The 21,155-nt window shown below is 66.8% G+C and carries 20 protein-coding genes and 7 tRNA genes; 21 read left to right on the top strand and 6 right to left on the bottom strand.

Annotation, left to right across the window (positions count from 1 at the left end; translation table 11 throughout):
• Positions 1-168: 168 nt before the first annotated feature.
• The 3 genes from PQI23_RS05470 to PQI23_RS05480 all read right to left on the bottom strand — a co-directional run bounded on the left by PQI23_RS05470 (position 169) and on the right by PQI23_RS05480 (position 453).
• A tRNA-Val gene (locus tag PQI23_RS05470) sits at positions 169-240 on the bottom strand.
• Between the two features lie 27 nt (positions 241-267).
• Positions 268-338 (bottom strand) — tRNA-Cys (locus PQI23_RS05475).
• Positions 339-380: 42 nt separating this feature from the next.
• Positions 381-453: transfer RNA gene (locus PQI23_RS05480), tRNA-Gly, on the bottom strand.
• A gap of 160 nt (positions 454-613) precedes the next feature.
• Here PQI23_RS05480 and PQI23_RS05485 point away from each other — a divergent pair.
• The 7 genes from PQI23_RS05485 (at position 614) to ruvC (ending at position 6,347) form a co-directional block, all read left to right on the top strand.
• On the top strand, positions 614-1,633 hold the full coding sequence (locus PQI23_RS05485) for a hypothetical protein (RefSeq protein ID WP_339972343.1): 1,020 nt from the start codon (positions 614-616) through the stop codon (positions 1,631-1,633).
• Between the two features lie 118 nt (positions 1,634-1,751).
• Positions 1,752-1,824, top strand: a tRNA-Val gene (locus PQI23_RS05490).
• 131 nt (positions 1,825-1,955) lie between these two features.
• The gene (locus PQI23_RS05495) at positions 1,956-2,225 is read left to right on the top strand and encodes a PLDc N-terminal domain-containing protein (protein WP_339972345.1); all 270 of its coding nucleotides are present in this window, start codon (positions 1,956-1,958) and stop codon (positions 2,223-2,225) included.
• 88 nt (positions 2,226-2,313) lie between these two features.
• A complete protein-coding gene (gene thrS, locus PQI23_RS05500; protein ID WP_339972347.1) occupies positions 2,314-4,281 on the top strand; it encodes a threonine--tRNA ligase in 1,968 nt (655 codons plus the stop codon).
• Entirely contained in the window at positions 4,269-4,904 is a 636-nt protein-coding gene (locus PQI23_RS05505) for an HIT family protein (RefSeq protein WP_339972348.1), read from the top strand. The genes thrS and PQI23_RS05505 overlap by 13 nt, the downstream gene beginning before the upstream one ends.
• Before the next feature lie 47 nt (positions 4,905-4,951).
• The gene (locus PQI23_RS05510; RefSeq protein ID WP_339972350.1) at positions 4,952-5,716 is read left to right on the top strand and encodes a YebC/PmpR family DNA-binding transcriptional regulator; all 765 of its coding nucleotides are present in this window, start codon (positions 4,952-4,954) and stop codon (positions 5,714-5,716) included.
• 34 nt (positions 5,717-5,750) lie between these two features.
• Positions 5,751-6,347 (top strand): crossover junction endodeoxyribonuclease RuvC, encoded by a 597-nt coding sequence (ruvC, locus tag PQI23_RS05515; protein ID WP_339972352.1) that lies wholly within the window; start codon positions 5,751-5,753, stop codon positions 6,345-6,347.
• Between the two features lie 39 nt (positions 6,348-6,386).
• Here the strand turns inward: ruvC and PQI23_RS05520 are convergent, their stop codons facing one another.
• Positions 6,387-7,190 (bottom strand): trimeric intracellular cation channel family protein, encoded by an 804-nt coding sequence (locus PQI23_RS05520; RefSeq protein WP_339972354.1) that lies wholly within the window; start codon positions 7,188-7,190, stop codon positions 6,387-6,389.
• 108 nt (positions 7,191-7,298) lie between these two features.
• On the opposite strand from PQI23_RS05520, the gene recO reads away from it, so the two are divergent.
• From recO to clpX, 14 genes are all read left to right on the top strand, one after another.
• Positions 7,299-8,021, top strand: a complete 723-nt coding sequence (recO, locus tag PQI23_RS05525; protein WP_339972356.1) for a DNA repair protein RecO — start codon at positions 7,299-7,301, stop codon at positions 8,019-8,021.
• A 36-nt stretch (positions 8,022-8,057) separates the two neighbouring features.
• Positions 8,058-8,843, top strand: coding sequence for an isoprenyl transferase (locus PQI23_RS05530; RefSeq protein WP_339972358.1), 786 nt, complete (start codon positions 8,058-8,060; stop codon positions 8,841-8,843).
• Positions 8,844-8,863: 20 nt separating this feature from the next.
• Entirely contained in the window at positions 8,864-10,051 is a 1,188-nt protein-coding gene (gene dusB, locus PQI23_RS05535) for a tRNA dihydrouridine synthase DusB (protein ID WP_339972360.1), read from the top strand.
• Positions 10,044-11,303, top strand: coding sequence for a deoxyguanosinetriphosphate triphosphohydrolase (locus tag PQI23_RS05540; protein WP_339972362.1), 1,260 nt, complete (start codon positions 10,044-10,046; stop codon positions 11,301-11,303). Before dusB ends, PQI23_RS05540 begins: the two co-directional genes overlap by 8 nt.
• Before the next feature lie 200 nt (positions 11,304-11,503).
• Positions 11,504-13,417: a DNA primase gene (gene dnaG / locus PQI23_RS05545; RefSeq protein WP_339972363.1), complete on the top strand. Its 1,914-nt coding sequence runs from the start codon at positions 11,504-11,506 to the stop codon at positions 13,415-13,417.
• A gap of 94 nt (positions 13,418-13,511) precedes the next feature.
• Positions 13,512-14,360 carry an ABC transporter ATP-binding protein gene (locus PQI23_RS05550; RefSeq protein WP_339972365.1) on the top strand — a complete coding sequence of 283 codons (849 nt, stop codon included), beginning with the start codon at positions 13,512-13,514 and terminating at the stop codon, positions 14,358-14,360.
• A gap of 91 nt (positions 14,361-14,451) precedes the next feature.
• Positions 14,452-14,524 (top strand) — tRNA-Asn (locus tag PQI23_RS05555).
• Positions 14,525-14,590: 66 nt separating this feature from the next.
• Positions 14,591-15,145, top strand: coding sequence for a gamma carbonic anhydrase family protein (locus PQI23_RS05560; protein WP_339972367.1), 555 nt, complete (start codon positions 14,591-14,593; stop codon positions 15,143-15,145).
• Between the two features lie 75 nt (positions 15,146-15,220).
• Positions 15,221-15,291: transfer RNA gene (locus tag PQI23_RS05565), tRNA-Gly, on the top strand.
• 174 nt (positions 15,292-15,465) lie between these two features.
• A tRNA-Pro gene (locus PQI23_RS05570) sits at positions 15,466-15,543 on the top strand.
• 56 nt (positions 15,544-15,599) lie between these two features.
• Positions 15,600-17,123 carry a trigger factor gene (tig, locus tag PQI23_RS05575; RefSeq protein ID WP_339972369.1) on the top strand — a complete coding sequence of 508 codons (1,524 nt, stop codon included), beginning with the start codon at positions 15,600-15,602 and terminating at the stop codon, positions 17,121-17,123.
• Positions 17,124-17,143: 20 nt separating this feature from the next.
• Positions 17,144-17,857, top strand: a complete 714-nt coding sequence (locus PQI23_RS05580) for an ATP-dependent Clp protease proteolytic subunit (protein ID WP_339972743.1) — start codon at positions 17,144-17,146, stop codon at positions 17,855-17,857.
• Positions 17,858-17,884: 27 nt separating this feature from the next.
• Positions 17,885-18,556, top strand: a complete 672-nt coding sequence (locus PQI23_RS05585; protein WP_339972371.1) for an ATP-dependent Clp protease proteolytic subunit — start codon at positions 17,885-17,887, stop codon at positions 18,554-18,556.
• Between the two features lie 116 nt (positions 18,557-18,672).
• Positions 18,673-19,944: an ATP-dependent Clp protease ATP-binding subunit ClpX gene (gene clpX / locus PQI23_RS05590; RefSeq protein ID WP_339972373.1), complete on the top strand. Its 1,272-nt coding sequence runs from the start codon at positions 18,673-18,675 to the stop codon at positions 19,942-19,944.
• 29 nt (positions 19,945-19,973) lie between these two features.
• Here the strand turns inward: clpX and PQI23_RS05595 are convergent, their stop codons facing one another.
• Positions 19,974-20,564, bottom strand: coding sequence for a histidine phosphatase family protein (locus PQI23_RS05595; RefSeq protein ID WP_339972375.1), 591 nt, complete (start codon positions 20,562-20,564; stop codon positions 19,974-19,976).
• A gap of 2 nt (positions 20,565-20,566) precedes the next feature.
• Positions 20,567-21,154: a hypothetical protein gene (locus PQI23_RS05600; protein WP_339972377.1), complete on the bottom strand. Its 588-nt coding sequence runs from the start codon at positions 21,152-21,154 to the stop codon at positions 20,567-20,569.
• Position 21,155: the final 1 nt, after the last annotated feature.

The following is a 21,155-nucleotide window of genomic DNA, read 5'->3' on the forward strand; positions in this document are numbered from 1 at the left end:
TCGCGAGGTCACTGGTGAAACGGAAAAGACCCGGCCGGGGCCGGGTCTCTCTGTGCGCGATACTGGGATCGAACCAGCGCGGGAATCTCGGGCGAACGCATCGCGTTCGCGATTCTCGCGAGGTCACTGGTGAAACGGAAAAGACCCGGCCGGGGCCGGGTCTCTCTGTGCGCGATACTGGGATCGAACCAGTGACCTCTTCCGTGTCAGGGAAGCGCGCTACCGCTGCGCCAATCGCGCCTGTTCAGGCTATTCAGTTGTGAGACGAGGTGGCGACGGGATTCGAACCCGTGTATACGGCTTTGCAGGCCGCTGCCTCGCCTCTCGGCCACGCCACCGTAGTTTTGTTACCATAAGCTACCGAGCAGGCCCGGTACCAGAGCGGATGACGAGACTCGAACTCGCGACCCTCACCTTGGCAAGGTGATGCGCTACCAACTGCGCTACATCCGCATTCCGCCGCGTTGCCGCGACCTGAATAACTATAGGGAAGCTGCGGCGGGGGTGCAAATCGGCGCGGCATTCCCGGGCGCGCCGCCGGTTCAAGCCCAGCAACGGTGCGGATCTCGTAACTTTTCTCCCCGCTGCGTTCACGCGCGGATACTGTTGTTGCATGGCTGATGGGGCGGCAGCGGTGGTGAAGCGGTGGATCGGCTTCACCGTGTTCCTCGCCCTGGTTGCTCTCGCCGTCGCGGCCATGATGTTCCGGCAGGAGATCAGCGACCACGTCGCCGGAATGAACTACGACATGACGCAACGGGTCAGCTCGCTGACGGCAGATCTCGAGCTCACCGACGCCGGACAGCGAGTCTTTCTCGCGACGCACCCGACGGTCGACGGGAGTCAGCACTTCAACGAGCAGTGCGCCGACGTCGATCATTCGGAGCAGGGGCACGTGCTCGGGTGCTACACCTCGGATCGCATCCACCTCTTCGACGTCACGGATGAACGTGTGAGCGGGGTCGTGGAGATCACCGCTGCGCATGAACTGCTCCATGCCGTGTTCCACCGTTTGGGGGAGGGGGATCGCTCGCTCCTCGCCGCGCGGCTGCGAGACGTCTACGAGGAGATTGCGCCGACGCATCCACAGCTTCACGAACGGATGAGCGTGTACGAGCACCTCCCGGATTCGGCTTTTGCGAATGAGCTGCACTCCGTACTGGGCACCGAGGTGCGGGACCTGCCGGAGTGGCTGGAGCAGCATTACGCGCAGTGGTTCTCGAATCGCGCTGCACTCGTCGACGATTTCGAGACGTACCTCACGGTCTTCAACGACCTGCAGAGTCAGGTCGATGCACTGCAGACCGAGATGGCGGCCCTGCGTGAGGACGTCGAGGAGCGGAAGTCGACCTACGTCGACGCGGTCGAGGCGTTCAATGCCGATGCCAGCGCCTACACCTCGCGAATCGAGCGGGATGACTATCGTGACGACCCGGAGCGCCTGCAGCGCGATGCAGATGCGCTGCAGCAACGGCGCGCGGCGATCGACGCCGAGCTCGCCGCCCTGCAGGCCGACATCGACACCTACAACGCGCTTCGCGACGAACTCGAAGCGCTCGGCGAATTGAGCGCCGAGCTGGACGAGCACCTCGACAGCGACCTCGCTCCCATCACGACACGCCCGAACGAGTGACCGCTGATCCGCAGAAACGTGCCGCAGGTCGCCGACGTGCGCGTTGGCCCTCGCGATCCGTGTATGATCTTTCAGGTTGGCACTGACCGGGATCTTCCGAGTTCGGGATGGTGCGGACGGGCGATTGGCGCAGTTGGTAGCGCGCTTCCTTCACACGGAAGAGGTCATCAGTTCGAGTCTGGTATCGCCCACCGAGTACCCCGCGCAACGTCGATGCGCGGGGTTTCGTCGTTTCGGCGGCCGTCGATGCGCTCAGGCCGAACGAGGGCGGGGTCACGAGCAGCACCGCATCGCATCTCGCCGCTGCGGTAGTGTGGCGCGCATGCACGATTCGGCCGTCACCGCGCTCGCCGTCCTGCCGGGGATCTTCGCCCTCGCTCACGCGGTGCTCGGGCTCTCGGCGATCCTCTCGCTCGCGAAGATCGGGCCGCAGCTCACCTGGCCGAAGATGATCGCCTGGATCTTCTTCATCGCGGTCGTTCCGCTAATCGGGGCGATCGTCTGGTTCACCGCCGGGCGTCGGCGGTTCGCCCGCACGAGCCGTCTTGAACGCGCCGAGGTCTCTGAAGTCTCCGCCGCGCGAACGCAGTAGGATCGTACGGTGGTCGGCACCCGCGCCGGCTGAGCGCGTGCGCACCCGCACCCGCCGTTTCCGACCTCCACAGTGAAGGAGTTCACCCGTGGCCGATGGCTTCTCCCGTTTCACCGATCGTTCGATAGTCGCGATGCGCGTCAATGGAGAGCTGCGTGATCTCGCGGCGGAGATCACGGACACGAACACGGTGGAGCCGGTCTCGATCGACTCGGAGGACGGTCTCAGCATTCTGCGGCACTCCGCTGCGCATGTGCTCGCCCAGGCGGTGCAGCGCATCAACCCCGAGGCCCGGCTCGGCATCGGCCCTCCCATCACCGACGGCTTCTACTACGACTTCGACCCGGCAGAGCCGTTCACCCCCGAGGATCTGAAGGCCATCTCGTCCGAGATGCAGAAGATCGTGAAGCAGGGGCAGCGCTTCGTGCGCCGCGTCGTGACCGAGGACGAGGCGCGAAACGAGCTCGCGCACGAACCGTACAAGCTCGAGCTCATCGGGTTGAAGGGCGGTGCGGCCGGAGACGAGAACGGCGAGAGCGTCGAGGTCGGCGGCGCCGAGCTCACCATCTACGACAACATCGACCCGAAGACCGGCGAGCTCTGCTGGAAGGATCTCTGCCGCGGCCCGCACGTGCCGAGCACTCGGATGCTGGGCAACGGTTGGGCGCTCATGCGTTCGGCGGGCGCGTACTGGCGCGGCAGCGAGAAGAACCCGATGCTGCAGCGCATCTACGGCACCGCCTGGCCGTCGAAGGACGAATTGCGGGCCTACCAGACCCGTCTCGAGGAGGCGGCGAAGCGCGATCACCGCAAACTCGGTGTCGAGCTCGACCTCTTCAGCTTTCCCGACGAGATCGGATCGGGGCTCGCGGTGTTCCACCCGAAGGGCGGCATCATCCGCCACGAGATCGAGAACTTCATGCGATCGGAGCTGCTCAAGAACGGCTACGAGGTCGTCAACAGCCCGCACATCACGAAGGGCACGCTGTTCGAGACCAGCCAGCATCTGAACTGGTACAAGGACGGCATGTTCCCCGCGATGCATCTCGACGAGCAGACGGACACCGAGGGGAACGTGGTCAAGCCGGGCCAGGATTACTACCTGAAGCCCATGAACTGCCCGTTCCACAACCTCATCTACCGCGCCCGCGCGCGCAGCTACCGCGAGCTGCCGCTGCGCCTCGCCGAGTTCGGCACGGTGTACCGCTACGAGAAGAGCGGCACCCTCTCCGGTCTGACCCGCGTGCGCGGCCTCACGCAGGACGACGCGCACATCTACGTCACCGACGAGCAGGTGAAGGACGAGATCAAGCGGCAGCTCGAGTTCGTCTTCGCGACGCTGCGCGCCTACGGGCTCGACGACTTCTACCTGGAGCTCTCGACGCGGGATCCCGAGAAGTCGGTCGGCTCCGACGAGCAATGGGAGATCGCCACCGATACGCTTCGCCAGGTCGGCGAGGAATCGGGCCTCGAGCTCGTGGCCGACCCCGGAGGCGCAGCGTTCTACGGCCCGAAGATCTCCGTGCAGGCGCGCGACGCGATCGGTCGCACCTGGCAGCTCTCGACGGTGCAGCTCGACTTCAACCAGCCCGAGCTCTTCGAGCTGGAGTACGCGGCCGCCGACGGCACGCGCAAGCAGCCGATCATGATTCACCGCGCGCTCCTCGGTTCGGTCGAGCGGTTCTTCGCGATCCTGCTCGAGCACTATGCCGGCGCGTTCCCGGTGTGGCTGTCGCCGACGCAGGTCGTGGGCATCCCGGTCGCCGACCAGTACGGCGAATATCTCGACACGGTCATCGCGAGACTTCGGGAGCACGGCGTGCGCGCCGAAGTCGATCACAGCGACGATCGCATGCCGAAGAAGATCCGCACTCACACCAAGGCGAAGGTGCCCTTCCAGCTCATCGCCGGCGAAGAGGATCGCGCGGCCGGGGCGGTCAGCTTCCGCTTCCGCGACGGAACGCAGCTCAACGGCGTCCCTGTCGATGAAGCGATCGAGCGGATCACCACCGCCGTTCGCACACACGAACAGGTCACCACCGCATGGTCGGAGTAGTCGGGGGCGACGCGTCTGAGCCGGGCGCCGCCGGGAAGAGTGCCTCGCACGCGGCAGCGCAGCGAACGGAGTCGATCGACGAGAGCGGGGCCGTCGGGATCGCGGACGACCTGCGTCGTCTGTGGGTGCCTCACCGCATGGTCTACGTCGCGGACCATCACCAGCCCACTCAGCACGATTGCCCGTTCTGCGCGGCTCCCGAACGCGACGATTCCGATGCCCTGATCGTGGCTCGCGGTGAGCACGCGTATGTGCTGCTCAACCTCTTCCCGTACAACAGCGGGCACCTGCTGGTGTGCCCGTATCGCCACATCTCGAGCTACGACGAGGCGGACGAGGCTGAAACCGCGGAGATCGCGTCCCTCACGCAGACGGCGATGCGCGTCGCGCGGGCGACCCTCACGTGCGACGGATTCAACATCGGCATGAACCAGGGCGAGATCGCGGGTGCGGGAATCGCCGCGCACCTGCACCAGCACGTGGTGCCGAGATGGGCCTCGGATGCGAACTTCTTCCCGATCATCGCGAAGACGAAGGCGATGCCTCAGCTGCTCGGCGAAGTGCGAGATCTGTTCGCGGAGGCGTGGCCCGCTCCTTCCGACGCGGGGCCGCTGCGATCCTAGACTGATTCACAGACCACCCTTTCCCGTAACGATCAAGAGGAGCTCCCGTGTCAGGACACTCCAAGTGGGCGACGACCAAGCACAAGAAGGCGATCATCGATTCGCGCCGTGCGAAGGCGTTCGCCAAGTACATCAAGAACATCGAGGTCGCAGCGCGTATCGGCGGTGCGGACCTCGCCGGCAACCCGACCCTCGTCGACGCCGTGCAGAAGGCGAAGAAGAACTCGGTTCCCGGCGACAACATCGATCGCGCCATCAAGCGAGGCGCGGGTCTCGACGGCGATGCGGTCGAGTACATGACGATCATGTACGAAGGCTACGGACCGAACGGCGTCGCACTCATGATCGAGTGCCTGACCGACAACAAGAACCGCGCCGCGGCCGAGGTGCGCACGGCGCTCAGCCGCAACGGCGGCACGCTCGCCGATCCGGGGAGCGTGGCGTACAACTTCGAGCGCAAGGGCGTCATCACCGTTCCTGCAGAGGGGACGACTGAGGACGACGTGCTCGCCGCCGTGCTCGAAGCGGGGGCGGAAGAGGTGACGCCGGCGCCGAACGGCGAGACCTTCGAGGTCATCACCGAGGCTTCGGAGCTGGTCGCAGCCCGCACCGCGCTCGTCGATGCCGGGATCGACTACGACTCGGCCGATGCCGAGTTCGTGCCGAACCTCAAGGTCGAGATCGATGCGGAGACGGCCCGGAAGGTGTTCCGCCTGATCGACGCGCTCGAGGACAGCGACGACGTGCAGAACGTGTTCACGAACTTCGACCTCACCGCCGAGGTGCAGGCCGAACTCGCCGACGACGAGTGAGCCGCCCTCCGCGGCTCGGTCTGCGCTCGCGACGATGACCCGCATCATCGGCATCGACCCCGGCCTCACCCGCTGCGGCATCGGCGTGGTGACGGCCGGGGCGGGTCGCCGGGTCACGTTCGAGCACGTCGAGGTGCTGGGGTCTCCTGCGTCAGCGGAGCTGCCAGCGCGTCTGCATCAGCTCGGATCGGCGATCGAGCGCCTGCTCGACGGCGAGAAGCCGGCGGCGATCGCTCTCGAACGCGTGTTCGCGCAACAGAATCTCCCGAGCGTCATGGGCGTCGCCCAGATCAGCGGCGTCGTGATGTTCCTCGCCGAGCGACGGGGGATACCGGTCGCGCTGTACACCCCCAATGAGGTCAAGGCCCAGGTCACCGGCTACGGCAGCGCCGACAAGACGCAGGTGACGACGATGGTCACGAGGCTTCTGCGGCTCGCCGCGCCCCCGAAGCCCGCTGACGCGGCGGACGCGCTCGCCCTGGCGATCACGCACGCGTGGCACCTGTCGCGCGGAGGATCAGCCGACCGTTCGTCGAGGGGGCCGGCACCGGCGAGCGAAACCCCTGCGCAGCGGGCCTGGCGGGAGGCCGAGGCGCGATCCGGTCGGCGCCGGAGCGGGCCGCGAGCCTGACGCAGGGCCCCCTGAACGGAGCGCGGCATTCGGCGGCGCTCAACGGCCGTCGAGCGGGGGCTCGGGATCTGAATCGCGATCCTTCGCATCGACCGGGCCTCCGGGCCCAGCACTCTCCTCGGCCCCCGGAATGGTGGTGGGCAGCGTGATCGCTCCAGTATGCAGCGCCTCTGCGATCGCCTGCTCCACCTGACGCTGTCGACGCAGGCGAATGCGGCTCAGCGCACGCTGCTCGGGGAGGCTCCATCCGAAACGCACGGCCAGGAGGCGCACCAGCGCGGTCACCACCACGCAGACGATGCTCGCGGGGATGACCGCGACACCGAGGGCGAGCAGACCGAGGAGCACCGTCACGCCGACGAGACTCGCGACCGCGTACAGCGACCCGACGTGCATGAGCGCGATGGGAATGTTGAGCATCAGGTCGCGGAGCACGCCGCCCCCCACGGCGGATACGGTGCCGATGAAGAGCGCGGGGACGACCGGCATGCCGAGCGCGAGCGCCTTCGTCGCGCCGATGGCGCCGAACATGCCGATGCTGATCGCATCGAGCACGGTGATGACGGGGTCGACCTTCTCGAGGAGCCGCTGCAGCAGCATGCCGATGAATGCGGCCGCGGTCGCGACGATCAGATACCAGTTGTCGGCGAACGCCGCGGGGGTCGTCCCCAGGAAGACGTCGCGGAGAAAGCCGCCGCCGACGCCGGAGAAGATGCCGATGATCGCGACGCCCAGCAGATCGAGACGCTTGAAGCCGGCGGCGAACAGGGCGCCCTGCAGGCTGCCCACGCCGACCGCTGCGAGATCGGCGTACAGCGGAATGCGGAAGGTCTCGTCGAGCACGGGTCCATTGTCGCGCACCCGCCCGCATCGACCCGAGCCCCGCCGGGGGCGTTGCGCCGCGGGCGGAATGCTGGCAGTGCACTGGCCCGCGTGGAGGATACTGGAACCGTGCCCCTGTACCGTGAACAAGGCGTCGTGCTCCGCACCCACAAGCTGGGCGAGGCCGATCGCATCGTGACGATGCTCTCGCGCGATCGCGGACTGCTGCGCGGGGTCGCGAAGGGCGTGCGTCGCACGTCGTCGAAGTTCGGAGCTCGGCTCGAGCCGTTCATGGTCGCAGACGTGCAGTGCTTCGAGGGGCGCTCGCTCGACACCATCACGCAGGCGGTGACGCTGGGCGGCTACGGCCCCGCGATCAGCGCCGACTACGACCGCTACCGGGCGGGCAGCGTGATCGTGGAGACAGCGGAGCGGCTCGCCGAGGGCGACCCGTCGCGGCAGTTGTACGAGTTGCTCGTCGGCGCCCTGCGCACGCTCGCGGCGTCTCGCATTCCGCCTGAGCTCGTGCGCGACGGCTATCTGCTGCGGGCGCTCTCGATCGCGGGTTGGACTCCCGGCTTCGTCGACTGCGTGCGATGCGGTGCACCCGGACCGCACACCGCAGTGGTGGTCCAGCTCGGGGGAGTCGTGTGCGAGGACTGCCGCACGCCCGGTTCGCCTCGCCTCGATCCGGGCAGCATCCAGCTGCTCGGCGCGCTGCTCTCGGGAGATTGGGACGCGGCGCTCGACGCATCCGAGCGCGAACGCGGTCAAGCCGCGGGGATCGCCGCCGCCTACACGCAGTGGCACCTCGAGCGCGGCTTGCGCTCGTTCAGTGCGCCGCGCCGCTGAAGCCCGCGCACCCCGGCCGCCTCTACACTGGCAGGCATGCATCGCGCCCCGTCCTCGCTCGTGCCGGTCGATTGGACCGGAGAGCAGCCCCCGAGCTTCCCGGGTCAGCCGCCCCGGCACGTCGCCATCGTGATGGACGGCAACGGCCGCTGGGCGAATCGCAGAGGTCTTCCGCGGGTGGAGGGCCACCGCATGGGGGAGCAGGCACTGCTCGACGTCGTCGCAGGGGCCATCCAGGCCGGAGTGTCGCATCTCAGCGTCTACGCCTTCTCGACCGAGAACTGGCGGCGTTCTCCCGACGAGGTGCGGTTCCTCATGGGCTTCAACCGCGATGTGCTGCGGCGACGCCGCGCGCAGCTCGACGCCTGGAATGTGCGCATGCGCTGGGCAGGGCGGCGCCCGAAGCTGTGGGGCTCCGTCATCAACGAGCTGCAGGCCTCCGAGCGGGCGACCGCCGCGAACACCGGGCTCACGCTGACGATGTGCGTGAATTACGGCGGACGCAACGAGGTCACTGACGCGGTGCGGGCGATCGCAGCCGAGGTGCGAGCGGGGCGCCTGTCGCCGAACGGCATCACCGAGCGGACGATCGAGCGCCACCTGTACGTCCCGGAACTGCCGAACGTCGACCTCTTCCTGCGCAGTTCCGGCGAGCAGCGCACGAGCAACTTCATGCTCTGGCAGTCGGCGTACGCCGAGATGGTGTTCCTCGATACACTCTGGCCCGACTTCGGCAGGCAGCAGCTGTGGGAGGCGATCGGCATCTACCACGACCGGGATCGACGCTTCGGCGGTGCGGTCGATCAGCCGACCGGATCCTGATCTGCGAGAATGGTCGCGATATGACTTCCCAGACTCTCGACGACACGCGCCTCCGCATCGGGCCGCTCGCACTCGATGTGCCCGTCGTGCTCGCTCCCATGGCCGGCATCACCAATACCGCGTTCCGGCGTCTCTGCCGCGAGTACGGTGCCGGGCTGTACGTGAGCGAGATGATCACCAGTCGGGCGCTCGTCGAGCGCACCCCGGCATCGCTGCGTCTCATCAAACACCACGAGAGCGAGACTCCCCGCTCCATCCAGCTCTACGGCGTCGATCCGAAGACCGTGTCCGAGGCCGTGCGGTTCCTGGTGGATCAGGATCTCGCCGATCACATCGACTTGAACTTCGGCTGCCCTGTGCCGAAGGTCACCCGCAAGGGCGGCGGCTCGGCGCTGCCGTGGAAGAGTGATCTCTTCCGCGCGATCGTCGAGGGCGCGGTGCGCGCGGCCGGCGATATTCCGCTGACCGTGAAGATGCGCAAGGGCATCGATGAGGATCACCTGACGTATCTCGACGCGGCGCGTGCCGCGGAGGCAGCCGGAGTGGCGGCGATCGCGCTGCACGGACGCACCGCGAACCAGTTCTACTCCGGCCAGGCCGACTGGAGTTCCATCGCGACGCTCAAGGAGACCATCACCAGCGTTCCGGTGCTCGGCAACGGGGACATCTGGGCGGCCGAGGACGCGCTTCGAATGGTGCGCGAGACGGGATGCGACGGGGTCGTCGTCGGGCGCGGATGCCTCGGGCGCCCGTGGCTCTTCGGCGATCTCGCGGCGGCCTTCCGAGCGGAGGCCGGGGAGATCAGCTCCGACGAGGCCGCAGCCGCTATCGCGAAGCCGTCGCTGGGCTTCGTGATGGAGGCGATGCGCCGCCACACGGAGCTGCTGGTCGAGTTCTACGACAAAGACGAGGCGCACGCCTGCCGCGACATCCGGAAGCACGTCGCCTGGTACTTCAAGGGCTACGGGGTCGGCGGCGACACGCGCCGCGCTCTGGCCGCCGTGGAGTCGCTCGAGCAGATGGACGAGATCTTCGCGACCATGGATGCATCGCTGCCGTATCCGGGCGAGGGCGCCGAGGGCCAGCGCGGACGCGCCGGAAGCCCGAAGCGCGTCGTACTCCCGGATCGCTGGCTCGAGAGCCGAACGAGCGACAGCATCGACTACGCCGACCTGGCGGAGGCCGAGCGAGACGATTCGGGTGGGTGAGTCCGGGCTCCCCGCGGGATACGGTGCCGACGACGCCGAGCGCTTCGTACCCGAATCGCATTCGGGGTCGCGCAGCGATTTCGCCCGCGACCGCGCACGGGTGCTGCACTCGAGCGGCTGGAGGCGCCTCGCGGCGAAGACCCAGGTGCTCAGTCCGACGGCTGGGATCGATTTCGCGCGGAACCGCCTGACGCACTCGCTCGAAGTAGCCCAGATCGGTCGCGAACTCGCGGTCTCGCTGCACCTCGCCCAGGACGTCGTGGATACGGCGTGCCTGGCCCACGATCTCGGACATCCGCCGTTCGGCCACAACGGCGAGAAGGCGCTCAATGAGTGGGCGGCGGACGCGGGCGGGTTCGAGGGGAACGCGCAGACGCTCCGGGTGCTCGCACGCCTCGAGCCCAAGCGCTTCACCGATGAGGGCGCGAGTGTCGGCTTGAACCTCACTCGTGCGACGCTCGACGCGAGCTGCAAGTATCCCTGGAACCGTTCCGAGGCCGAGCCCGGAAGCATGAAGTTCGGGTACTTCGCGGATGATGCCCCGGTGTTCGAGTGGTTGCGCGCAGGCGCTCCGGAGCGGCAGAAGTGCGCGGAGGCGCAGGTCATGGACCTCTCCGACGACATCGCGTACTCGGTGCACGACTTCGAGGACGCCGTGGTCAGCGGATTCATCGACCCTGAGATCCTGACGGCGCGTTCGGGCCACGACGCCCTGATTCGAGCGGTGTCGGAGTGGGCCGGTGGATCATTCTCGAGCGACGAGCTCGGAGCCGCTTACGACCGCATCGCCGAGTCGGACACGTGGATGACGCGCTGGGACGAGAGCCGCGCGCACCAGGCGCAGCTCAAGAATTTCACGAGCGAGATGATCGGTCGTTTCGCCCGTGCATCGATCGGCGCCACGCTCGAAGCCGCCGATGGTGCGCCGCTCGCGCGCTACGGCGCCTCGATCATCGTGCCGCGCGAGATCCGCGCGGAGATCGCGGTGCTGAAGGGGATCGTCGCGGCATTCGTCATGGCGAGCGGGCGACGGCAACCGACGTATCGTCGGCAGCGGGAGCTGCTCACTGAACTCCTCGAGGTGCTCTGGGAAGGCGGCGAGCGCGAACTCGAGCCCGCGTTCGCAGCCGACTTCCGCGACGCTGCGAACGACGCCGGTCGCCGACGCGCGGTCGTCGACCAGGTGGCCTCGCTGACCGACCAGTCGGCGATCTCCTGGCACAAGCGGCTGTGTGATGTGCCGCTGGTTTAGGTGAAACGCATCGCGTTTCGCACCAGCGGCAGCGGCGCTACCGCGTCGCCTGGTTGAGGTGAAACGCATCGCGTTTCGCACCAGCGGCAGCGGCGCTACCGCGTCGCCTGGTTGAGGCGAAACGCATCGCGTTTCGCACCAGCGGCAGCGGCGCTACCGCGTCGCCTGGTTGAGGCGGTTCGGCAGTAGACTGTGCAGCTATGGCAGGTCGGATTCGTGCGAGCGATATCGAGGAAGTGAAGCGTCGCACGAATCTCGCCGACCTCGTCGGCGATTACGTCACACTCAAGAACGCCGGAATCGATTCGATGAAGGGCCTGTGCCCGTTCCATGACGAGCGCAGCCCGAGTTTCCATGTCCGGCCGGCGCTCGGGTACTACCACTGCTTCGGGTGCGGGGAGTCGGGCGATGCCTTCACTTTTCTGCAGCGCATGGATCACCTCACCTTCGCCGAGTCGGTGGAGCGTCTCGCTGCACGCATCCACTACGGACTCACCTACGAGGAGGGGAGCTTCGCACGAGAGGACGGCCCCAATCGCGCGCGGCTGCTGGCGGCGAACACTGCGGCCGCCGAGTTCTTCATCGCGCAGCTCGCATCCGGCGAAGCTGAAGCGGCCCGCAAGTTCCTCACGCAGCGCGGCTTCGACGGGGCCGCGTGCGAGCGGTTCGGTGTGGGGTATGCGCCGCGCGGCTGGGACGGGATGACCGGTCACCTGCGCGGGCTCGGGTATACACCGCAGGAATTGGTGCAGTCGGGTCTTGCTTCCGAGGGACAGCGCGGAGCGTATGATCGCTTCCGGGGCCGCATCGTGTGGCCGATCCGCGACACGAGCGGCCAGACGCTCGGATTTGGCGCGCGAAAGCTCTATGACGACGACAACGGTCCGAAGTATTTGAATACGCCGGAATCGCCGGTGTATCACAAATCGCAGGTGCTGTACGGGCTGGATCTCGCGAAACGAGCGATCTCCCGGGGCAAGCGGGCGGTCGTCGTGGAGGGGTACACCGACGTGATGGCCTGTCACCTCGCCGGTGTCGAAGCAGCCGTCGCGACGTGCGGCACCGCCTTCGGCAAAGATCACATCGCCGTGCTGCGGCGCATCATGGGCGATGACGCGGCTGCGGAAGTCGTGTTCACGTTCGATCCGGACGAGGCGGGGCAGAAGGCGGCATTGCGCGCGTTCAGCGAGGAGAAGCGCTTCACGGCGCAGACGTACGTGGCGGTCGCCCCCGAGGGCCTCGATCCCTCGGACCTGCGGCAGCACCGCGGGGACGAGGCCGTTCGCGAACTCTTCACGCGCAAGGTGCCGCTCTTCGAGTTCGCACTCCGCCAGGCGATTGCACGATTCGACTTGAACAGCGTGGAAGGGCGTGTTGCGGCGTTGCGCGAAGCAGCGCCGATCATCGCCCAGATCAAGGACCCCTCACTCCGGCCCGGGTACACGAGGGAGCTCGCCCGCATGCTCGGATCCGAACTGGCGGAAGTCCAGCACGCCGTGCGAGGCGCCGAGCGGGCTCCCCGAGGCGATGATCGCGGAACCCGGTCACGCTCGCATCAGAGCGTTGATCCGAACGCGGCGGCCTCGGTTGAGGCGGGGCGCTACGTCCGGGAAGCGGGTCCGGCTTCTCCTCCGGCGCGCCGCATCGGCCTGTCCTCGCTTCGGAATACCCCGACGACCTGGCTCGAGAGGGACGCGCTCATGGCCATGCTGCAGCAGGGTGAATCCATCGGCCTCGAGCTGCTGCAGCAGGCGGTCACCGCGCAGGTGATGGACCGCGATCTGCGCGTCGTGCGCGATGCGATCGGGGGCGCGTTGCCCGCGCTCGGCACCCCAGAGTGGTGGGACACGGTCCTGGGCGGAGCGCCGGAGACGCACCACGGCCTCATCCGGGAGCTCGGCATGGCGCCGATGCCCCAGCGCAATGCCGGTCAGCTCGCCGCGTACTCGCGGGACGTCGTCGTATCGCTGCTCGATCGCGACCTCGTGGAGCTCAAGCGCGAGCTCCTCGCCAGGCATCAGCGCATCGGCGACTCCGGGGATCCGCGCGCGCGCCAGATCCAGCAGCAGCTCGTCGCTCTCGAATCGGCTCGTCGCAGTCTGCGCGCGGAATGAGCGCCGTGCGGTGCGTGCTGCCTGCGTGAGCACTCCGATGCCCTAGGCTGCTGGTCAGCCGGAGCGCACCACGAGCCACCGAGGAGTTTTCAGGATGCCCCACCCCGTCATCGACGCCGATCCCATGATCCGCGTCTCCGACCTCTCGCTCTCGTATCCGGCGCACGCGGGAGGCAGGGAGTTCGAGGCGGTGGAAGGGCTCTCCTTCGACGTCGCTCGCGGAGACGTCTTCGCGCTCCTCGGCGAGAGCGGTTCGGGCAAATCGACCCTTGCGAAGTTCCTCGCCGGGCGCGGCCCCGATGCGAACGAGAAGTCCAGCCGGATCCGGCTCACCGGAGGCGAAGCCACGGTGATGGAGGTGCCCATGAAGCGCCTGTGGCGTCGGAGCCGCGCCCGATTGACGGCATACGTCGGACACCTCGCGCAGGACGCGGGAGCCACCCTGACGCCGGAGCTCAACGTCGGCGACATCCTCTTCGAGCCGATCGTCGAACGGAGCAAGCACTTCGATCGCGATGAGCTCGGCGAACGCATCGCGGAGATGATGGACATCGTGGCGCTCCCGCTCGCGAAGCTGCAGGAGTACCCGTACGAGCTCTCGAAGGGGCAGCGTCAGCGGGTCGCCGTCATGCGTTCCTTGATGCTGGACCCTCGACTCCTGATCGCCGACGAGCCCACACTCGGCGTGGACGCGAACAATCGCCCCAAGATCGTGGAACTGCTGCGGTGGTACCGCGAACGCAGCGGAGCGACGATGCTGCTCATCAGCCATGACATCGGCATGCTCGAGGCACTCGTGCAGGAGGTGCTCGTCATGCAGCAGGGGCGTCTCGTCGGTCGCGGAGACATCAACGAGATCTTCCGCAATGCGGATCACGGATACGTGCAGCGGCTTGCGCAGGCACTGCGAGCGACGGCGTACGACGAAATCGCAGAGGAATAGCGGCCGTTCCGCGTGACGAATCGCCCGGACCGGGTCGATTTGCACACGCGCTCGCGTGCTTGCTAACCTAGTCTGGTTGCAGTCGCAATGATCCCCTGTAGCTCAGTTGGCAGAGCGCTTGACTGTTAATCAGGATGTCGCTGGTTCGAGCCCAGCCGGGGGAGCGATCACAGCCCTTACCCTTGCGGTAAGGGCTGTTTCGTTTTCACCCGCCGCGAGCAGGAGGCGTCATGACATCGAACGGATCACCGCACTTCGAAGGTGCGCGCGTCATCGGCGTGCCGCCGTACGGAACCCCGCACATCGATGAGCACGCGTGGATCGCTCCGGGCGCCGTCGTGGTCGGCGATGTGCGCATCGGCGCGCACTCGAGCGTCTGGTACAACGCGGTGCTGCGGGGCGATTCCGACGCGGTGCGCGTGGGGGAGCGCAGCAACATTCAGGACGGTGCGGTCGTGCATACGCAGCGGGGCGATGCCGCGGTGATCGGCGATGACGTATCGATCGGGCACCTCGCGATGATCCATGGCGCGACGATCGAGAACGGCTGCCTGATCGGCATGCACGCCACCGTGCTCACCGGGGCTGTCGTCGGCGCCGGGAGCCTCGTCGCCGGCGCGGTCGTGCCCCAGCGGATGGTGGTGCCCCCGCACTCTCTCGTCGTCGGCGTACCCGCTCGTGTGGTGCGAGAACTGAACGATGAGGATCGCGAAGCCGTGCGCCTGAACTCCGCTCGCTACCTCGAGACCACGAGCAATCACCGAGCCGCGACACGCGACGATTGACGCCGAGTTCGTATCGGTCACCGCCTTGCAGTATGATCGGTGAGGTGCTTCGGCACCACGCGCTGCATGCAGCACGGGGATGTAGCTCAATGGTAGAGCCTCAGTCTTCCAAACTGATTACGCGGGTTCGATTCCCGTCATCCCCTCCGGATACGGGCCCCGCTTCGGCGGGGCCTTCTGCATATGCGGCGTTCCCGTGCATGCGCGGCGCCGATTCCGGCACTTCTCCCGGCGGCTGCAACGCAGCGGCCCGCGCATCGGCTAGACTTGCTCGGGTTGTGCGCGTTCTCGCGCCATCACGACGGAACTCCCGGGTCTTCCGGGGCGTAGCTCAGCTTGGCTAGAGCGCCCGCTTTGGGAGCGGGAGGTCGCAGGTTCGAATCCTGTCGCCCCGACCAGGGTCCGCCGGCCCGAAACCGGCATCCGAACGACATTCTGATGATGAGAGGCCAAATTGCCGAAGACGACAGCTGAGAAGCTCACTCCGACCCGCGCCAAGCTGAGCGTGGAAGTTACGCTCGACGAGCTGGAGCCCTACCTCAAGCAGGCGTACAAGACCATCTCCGAGCAGGTGTCGGTGCCCGGCTTCCGCAAGGGCAAGGTCCCGGCGCCGATCATCGATCAGCGCGTCGGTCGCGAGGCCGTGATCCAGGAGGCCGTCAACAGCTCCCTGGACGACTTCTACCAGGCTGCTCTCGCCGAGGCGGATGAGCGCCCCATGGGTCGCCCCACCGCTGATGTCGAACAGTGGCCGGAGGCGAAGAACGCGGAGAGCACCCTGGTGCTCACGTTCGAGGTCGAGGTGCGCCCCGACTTCACGCTGCCGAAGTACGCGGGCCTCAAGCTGACCGTCGACAACGTCGACGTCGACGAGGACGCCGTCGAGGCGGAGCTCACCAAGCTCCGCGAGCGCTTCGGCACGCTCGTCACCGTGGATCGGCCCGCGAAGGCGGGAGACTTCGTCGAGCTCGACCTCACTGCGACGATCGACGGCAAGGAGGTCGATCAGGCGAGCGGCGTTTCCTACGAGGTCGGCGCGGGCAATCTGCTCGCCGGCACCGATGAGGCCGTCGAGACGCTCACCGCGGGTGAGACGACGAACTTCACCTCGCAGCTGCTGGGCGGCGAGTACGAGGGCCAGGACGCCGAGGTCGAGCTGACGCTGACCGCGGTGAAGGAGCGCGAGCTTCCCGAGGCGGACGATGAGTTCGCTCAGCTCGCGAGCGAATTCGACACGATCGCCGAGCTGCGCGAGAGCCTGAAGGATCAGGCCGCGAAGGCCTCCGTCTTCGCCCAGGGCCAGCAGGCTCGCGACCTGTTCACCGCCACGCTCATCGAGCAGGCCGGCATCCCCGTCTCCGAGGAGCTCGTCGAGGAAGAGGTGCACCGTCACCTCGAGAGCGAAGGCCGCCTCGAAGACGACGAGCACCGCGCCGAGGTGCGCAAGTCCTCGGAGGAGCAGATTCAGCTCCAGCTCCTGCTCGACGCGATCGTCGAGGCCGAGGGCGTGACTCCGACGCAGAACGAACTCTCGCAGTACATCTTCCAGTCGGCGCAGCAGTACGGCATGGAGCCGACCCAGTTTCTGCAGGCGATCAGTCAGGGCAACCAGATGGGCATCATCCTCGGCGAGGTCACCCGCAACAAGGCCCTCGCTGTCGCCCTCTCCCAGGCAGAAGTCGTCGACCAGAACGGCAACCCGGTCGACCTGAGCGAGTTCACCGCGGTGGATTCCGATGATGACGCCGATGCCGAGGGCGCCGACGAGGCCCCGGTCGCCGATGAAGCGCCTGAGGCCGAGACGCAGGCACCCGCGAAGAAGGCACCCGCGAAGAAGGCGACCGCCGCATCGAGCGAGGCCGGTGCCACCGAGGAGGAGGACGCGAAGAAGGCGGCGCGCTCCGCCGCTGCCAAGAAGGCAGCCGCGACCCGTGCTGCGAAGAAGGCCGCTGCTGAGGCCGAAGCCGCCGGCGAGTAAGCTCCGCGCTCTGCTCCACGATCCCCCGTCTCGGTCGCCGAGGCGGGGGATCGTCGCATGCGCGGGGCCATGCGCCCACGGCGAACACGGCTCCTGCAGCGGCAGCGACTCGGTACGCTCGAACCAAGCAACAACGAATGGAGCGCCGCATGGCTGAACAGACGCCACCGAACAGCGTGTTCGAACGACTGCTGAAGGACCGTATCATCTGGCTCGGTTCCGAGGTCCGTGACGACAACGCGAATGAGATCTGCGCCAAGATCCTGCTGCTCGCCGCAGAGGATCCGGAAGCGGACATCTATCTCTACATCAATTCGCCCGGTGGATCGATCACCGCGGGCATGGCGATCTACGACACGATGTCCTTCGTGCCGAATGACATCGTCACGGTCGGCATCGGCATGGCGGCTTCGATGGGCCAGTTCCTCCTGACCGCGGGCACCAAGGGCAAGCGGTACATCACGCCCAACGCCCGGGTGCTGCTGCACCAGCCTCATGGCGGCTTCGGCGGTACCGCCAGCGATATCCAGACTCAGGCGCAGCTGATCACGTCGATGAAGAACCGCCTCGCGGAGATCACCGCGGCGCAGACGGGCAAATCGGTGGAGCAGATCAACGAGGACGGTGACCGCGATCGCTGGTTCACCGCAGATGAGGCGCTCGAGTACGGCTTCATCGACTTCATCCGCGATTCGGCTGCCGATGTCGTCGGCGGCGGCGGCACCAGCAACTAACGCGACGGACAGGAAGCAACTGATTCGATGAATACTCCCTACATGCCACAGTCCGGCGGATCGAGCCTGCAGATGCCCGACTCCCGCTACGTGCTGCCCTCGTTCGAGGAGCGCACCGCCTACGGCTACAAGCGCCAGGATCCCTATGCGAAGCTCTTCGAGGATCGCATCATCTTCCTCGGCGTCCAGGTCGACGATGCATCCGCCGATGATGTCATGGCCCAGCTTCTCGTGCTCGAGAGCCAGGATCCCGAACGCGACATCACGATGTACATCAACTCGCCCGGCGGCTCGTTCACCGCGATGACGGCGATCTACGACACGATGCAGTACATCCGCCCGCACGTGCAGACGGTCTGCCTCGGCCAGGCGGCGTCCGCGGCCGCCGTTCTGCTCGCGGGAGGCACCCCCGGCAAGCGGCTCGCGCTCCCCAACGCCCGCGTGCTGATCCACCAGCCCTCGAGCGGTCAGGGCGGTCACGGCCAGGCATCCGACATCGAGATCCAGGCCCGCGAGATCCTTCGGATGCGCGAATGGCTCGAGGAGACCCTCTCGAAGCACTCCAAGCGGAGCATCGAAGAGGTGAATCGCGACATCGATCGCGATAAGATTCTCAGCGCGCAGGAGGCGTTCGAATACGGGCTCGTCGACCAGGTGCTGACGAGTCGCAAGAACCCTCAGCCGGTCATCGCGAAGTAGTCGATCCGGGGCCTCGGGGGCGACCTCGAGGCCCCGGCGCGCCGCCCGTCAATGTCTGAGGCTCCCGCTAGTCTCGAAGACACCGGATCAGACCGAGTTAGGTGAAGGAGCTCCGCATGGCGAAGATCGGCGAAAGCAGCGAGCTGCTCAAGTGCTCCTTCTGCGGGAAGTCGCAGAAGCAGGTGCAGCAGCTCATCGCCGGCCCGCAGATCTACATCTGCGACGAGTGCGTCGCGCTCTGCAACGAGATCATCGAAGAGCGTTTGGCGGAGCATCAGACGGGGGAGAGCTCGGACTTCACGCTGCACAAGCCCCGCGAGATCGCGGACTTCCTGAACCAGTACGTCATCGGGCAGGATCGGGCGAAGCAGTCGCTCGCGGTGGCCGTCTACAACCATTACAAGCGGGTACGTGCGCTCTCGTCGCTCGCGAGCGCCGACGTCGCGTCGGAGCAGGTGGAGATCGCGAAGTCGAACATCCTGCTCATCGGGCCGACCGGATGCGGTAAGACGTATCTCGCTCAGTCTCTCGCGCGTCAGCTCGGGGTGCCTTTCGCGGTGGCGGATGCGACGGCGCTCACCGAGGCGGGGTACGTCGGTGAAGATGTCGAGAACATTCTGCTGAAGCTGCTGCAGGCGGCAGACTTCGACGTCGCCCGCGCCGAGACCGGCATCATCTACATCGACGAGATCGATAAGATCTCCCGGAAGGCCGAGAATCCGTCGATCACTCGTGACGTATCCGGCGAAGGCGTGCAGCAGGCGCTCCTCAAGATTCTCGAGGGCACGGTCGCGTCGATTCCGCCTCAAGGAGGGCGAAAGCACCCGAACCAGGAATTCATCCAGCTCGACACCACGAACGTGCTCTTCATCGTCGCCGGGGCGTTCGCCGGGCTCGAGGAGATCGTCGGATCTCGGTTGGGGAAGGGCGGAATCGGATTCGGGGCGCCGGTCTCGAGCCAGCGGAACGACGACCAGCTCTTCGCCCAGGTGCAGCCCGAAGACCTGCACAAGTTCGGTTTGATCCCGGAGTTCATCGGGCGTCTGCCGATCGTCGCGACGGTGGATCCGCTCGACGTCGAGGCGCTGACCCGCATTCTGACCGAACCGAAGAACGCGCTGGTCAAGCAGTACCAGCGCATGTTCGAGCTCGACGGCGTGAGTCTCGAGTTCGAGGACGCCGCGCTCGAAGCCATCGCGGAACTCGCGGTCGAGCGCAAGACCGGCGCGCGCGGACTTCGCGCAATTCTCGAAGGGATCCTCGGTCCGGTCATGTTCGAGGTGCCGTCAGACGGGGACATCACGAAAGTGATCGTGACCCGCGAATCGGTGAACGGCGATGCAGCTCCTCGGGTGCTGCAGGCGCGCGGGCGCCGCGAGAGCGCCTAGCGATCAGTCGCCGTGCGCCCTCGTTGCGCCTATTCGGGAGCGGGCTCGCCGTCGGATGCGAACGCGCGCCCTGAGATCGATTCCACGCGCCAGCGGCCTGACTCGTCGCGTTCGATCTCGGAGATCGCGATGTTCTCCGCCCGAGGCATTTCATCCGACGGCAGCGCCGAGATGTCGGCCAGGACATGCCGGATGAAGGATCCGTGGGTGACCGCGATAACGCGCCCTCCGGGGAAGCGGTCGGCGATGCGATCCAGGGCGGTTACACCGCGCTCGGCGACTTCGACGTGACCCTCCATGCTCGGATAGATCCGCGATGGCCACTGCTCGAGGGCGTCGCTGTGCGACAATCCCTCGGCATCGCCGAATGAGCGTTCGACGAGATCATCGCAGACGATCGCCGCGAGCGAGAGCAGATCGGCGAGAATCTCGGCAGTCTCGAGCGCACGCTGCAGCGGACTGGTCACGACCGCGTCCCATCTGCCCTCGCGAGCGAGCTGCTCGGCGAGCCGACGCGCTTGCTCCCGTCCGGTCTCGTTCAGCGGAACATCGGTGCGGCCCTGCATGCGACCGGTGAGATTCCAATCGGTCTGCCCGTGCCGGATCAGCGCGATGCGCACGCTCAACCACCCGTGGCAGTGATGTCGAAGCTCACGAGTACCGAGCCGTCCTCCTGCGGAATCTGGAGGGCGAAGACGCTCACACCGGCATTCGTCAGCGTAGCCGAAACATCACCGTTCTCGGTCTCGGACCGGTCGGACTCAGTGAATCCGCTCGCGTCGACGATCGCCTGCCACGAGGCATCGGCATCCGCCTGATCCTTCGCGTTCAGCACGAGATACCATTCGCCGGCGGAGCGTTCGCCGGCGTCATCGATCACGGCGCCGTCGGGCACCGCGAAACTGTCGCTGGGAAATGACGCGGGGAGCGAGGTCGACTTCGAATTCTCCTGCGGATCGCCCTGCTGGGGCCAACCACCGTCGCTGTCACCCGATGCGTCGCCGCTGGCCTTCTTCTCACCGTCGGCCGTGCTCGAAGCTTCGCTCCCCGCGGCACCCGCGTCGGCATCGGCAGAGGCGGAGGACGCCGAATCGGAGTTCCCCCCGTCAGAGGGCTCGGGAGCGCACGCGCTGAGCCCGACGAGCAGCGCCGCAGCGGTGGTCACCCCCATAACGAGCTGCGCGGGGGTACGGGTGCTTCTGCGAACCATG

This window comes from Leucobacter sp. USCH14 (assembly GCF_037619215.1).
Taxonomy (GTDB): Bacteria; Actinomycetota; Actinomycetes; order Actinomycetales; family Microbacteriaceae; genus Leucobacter.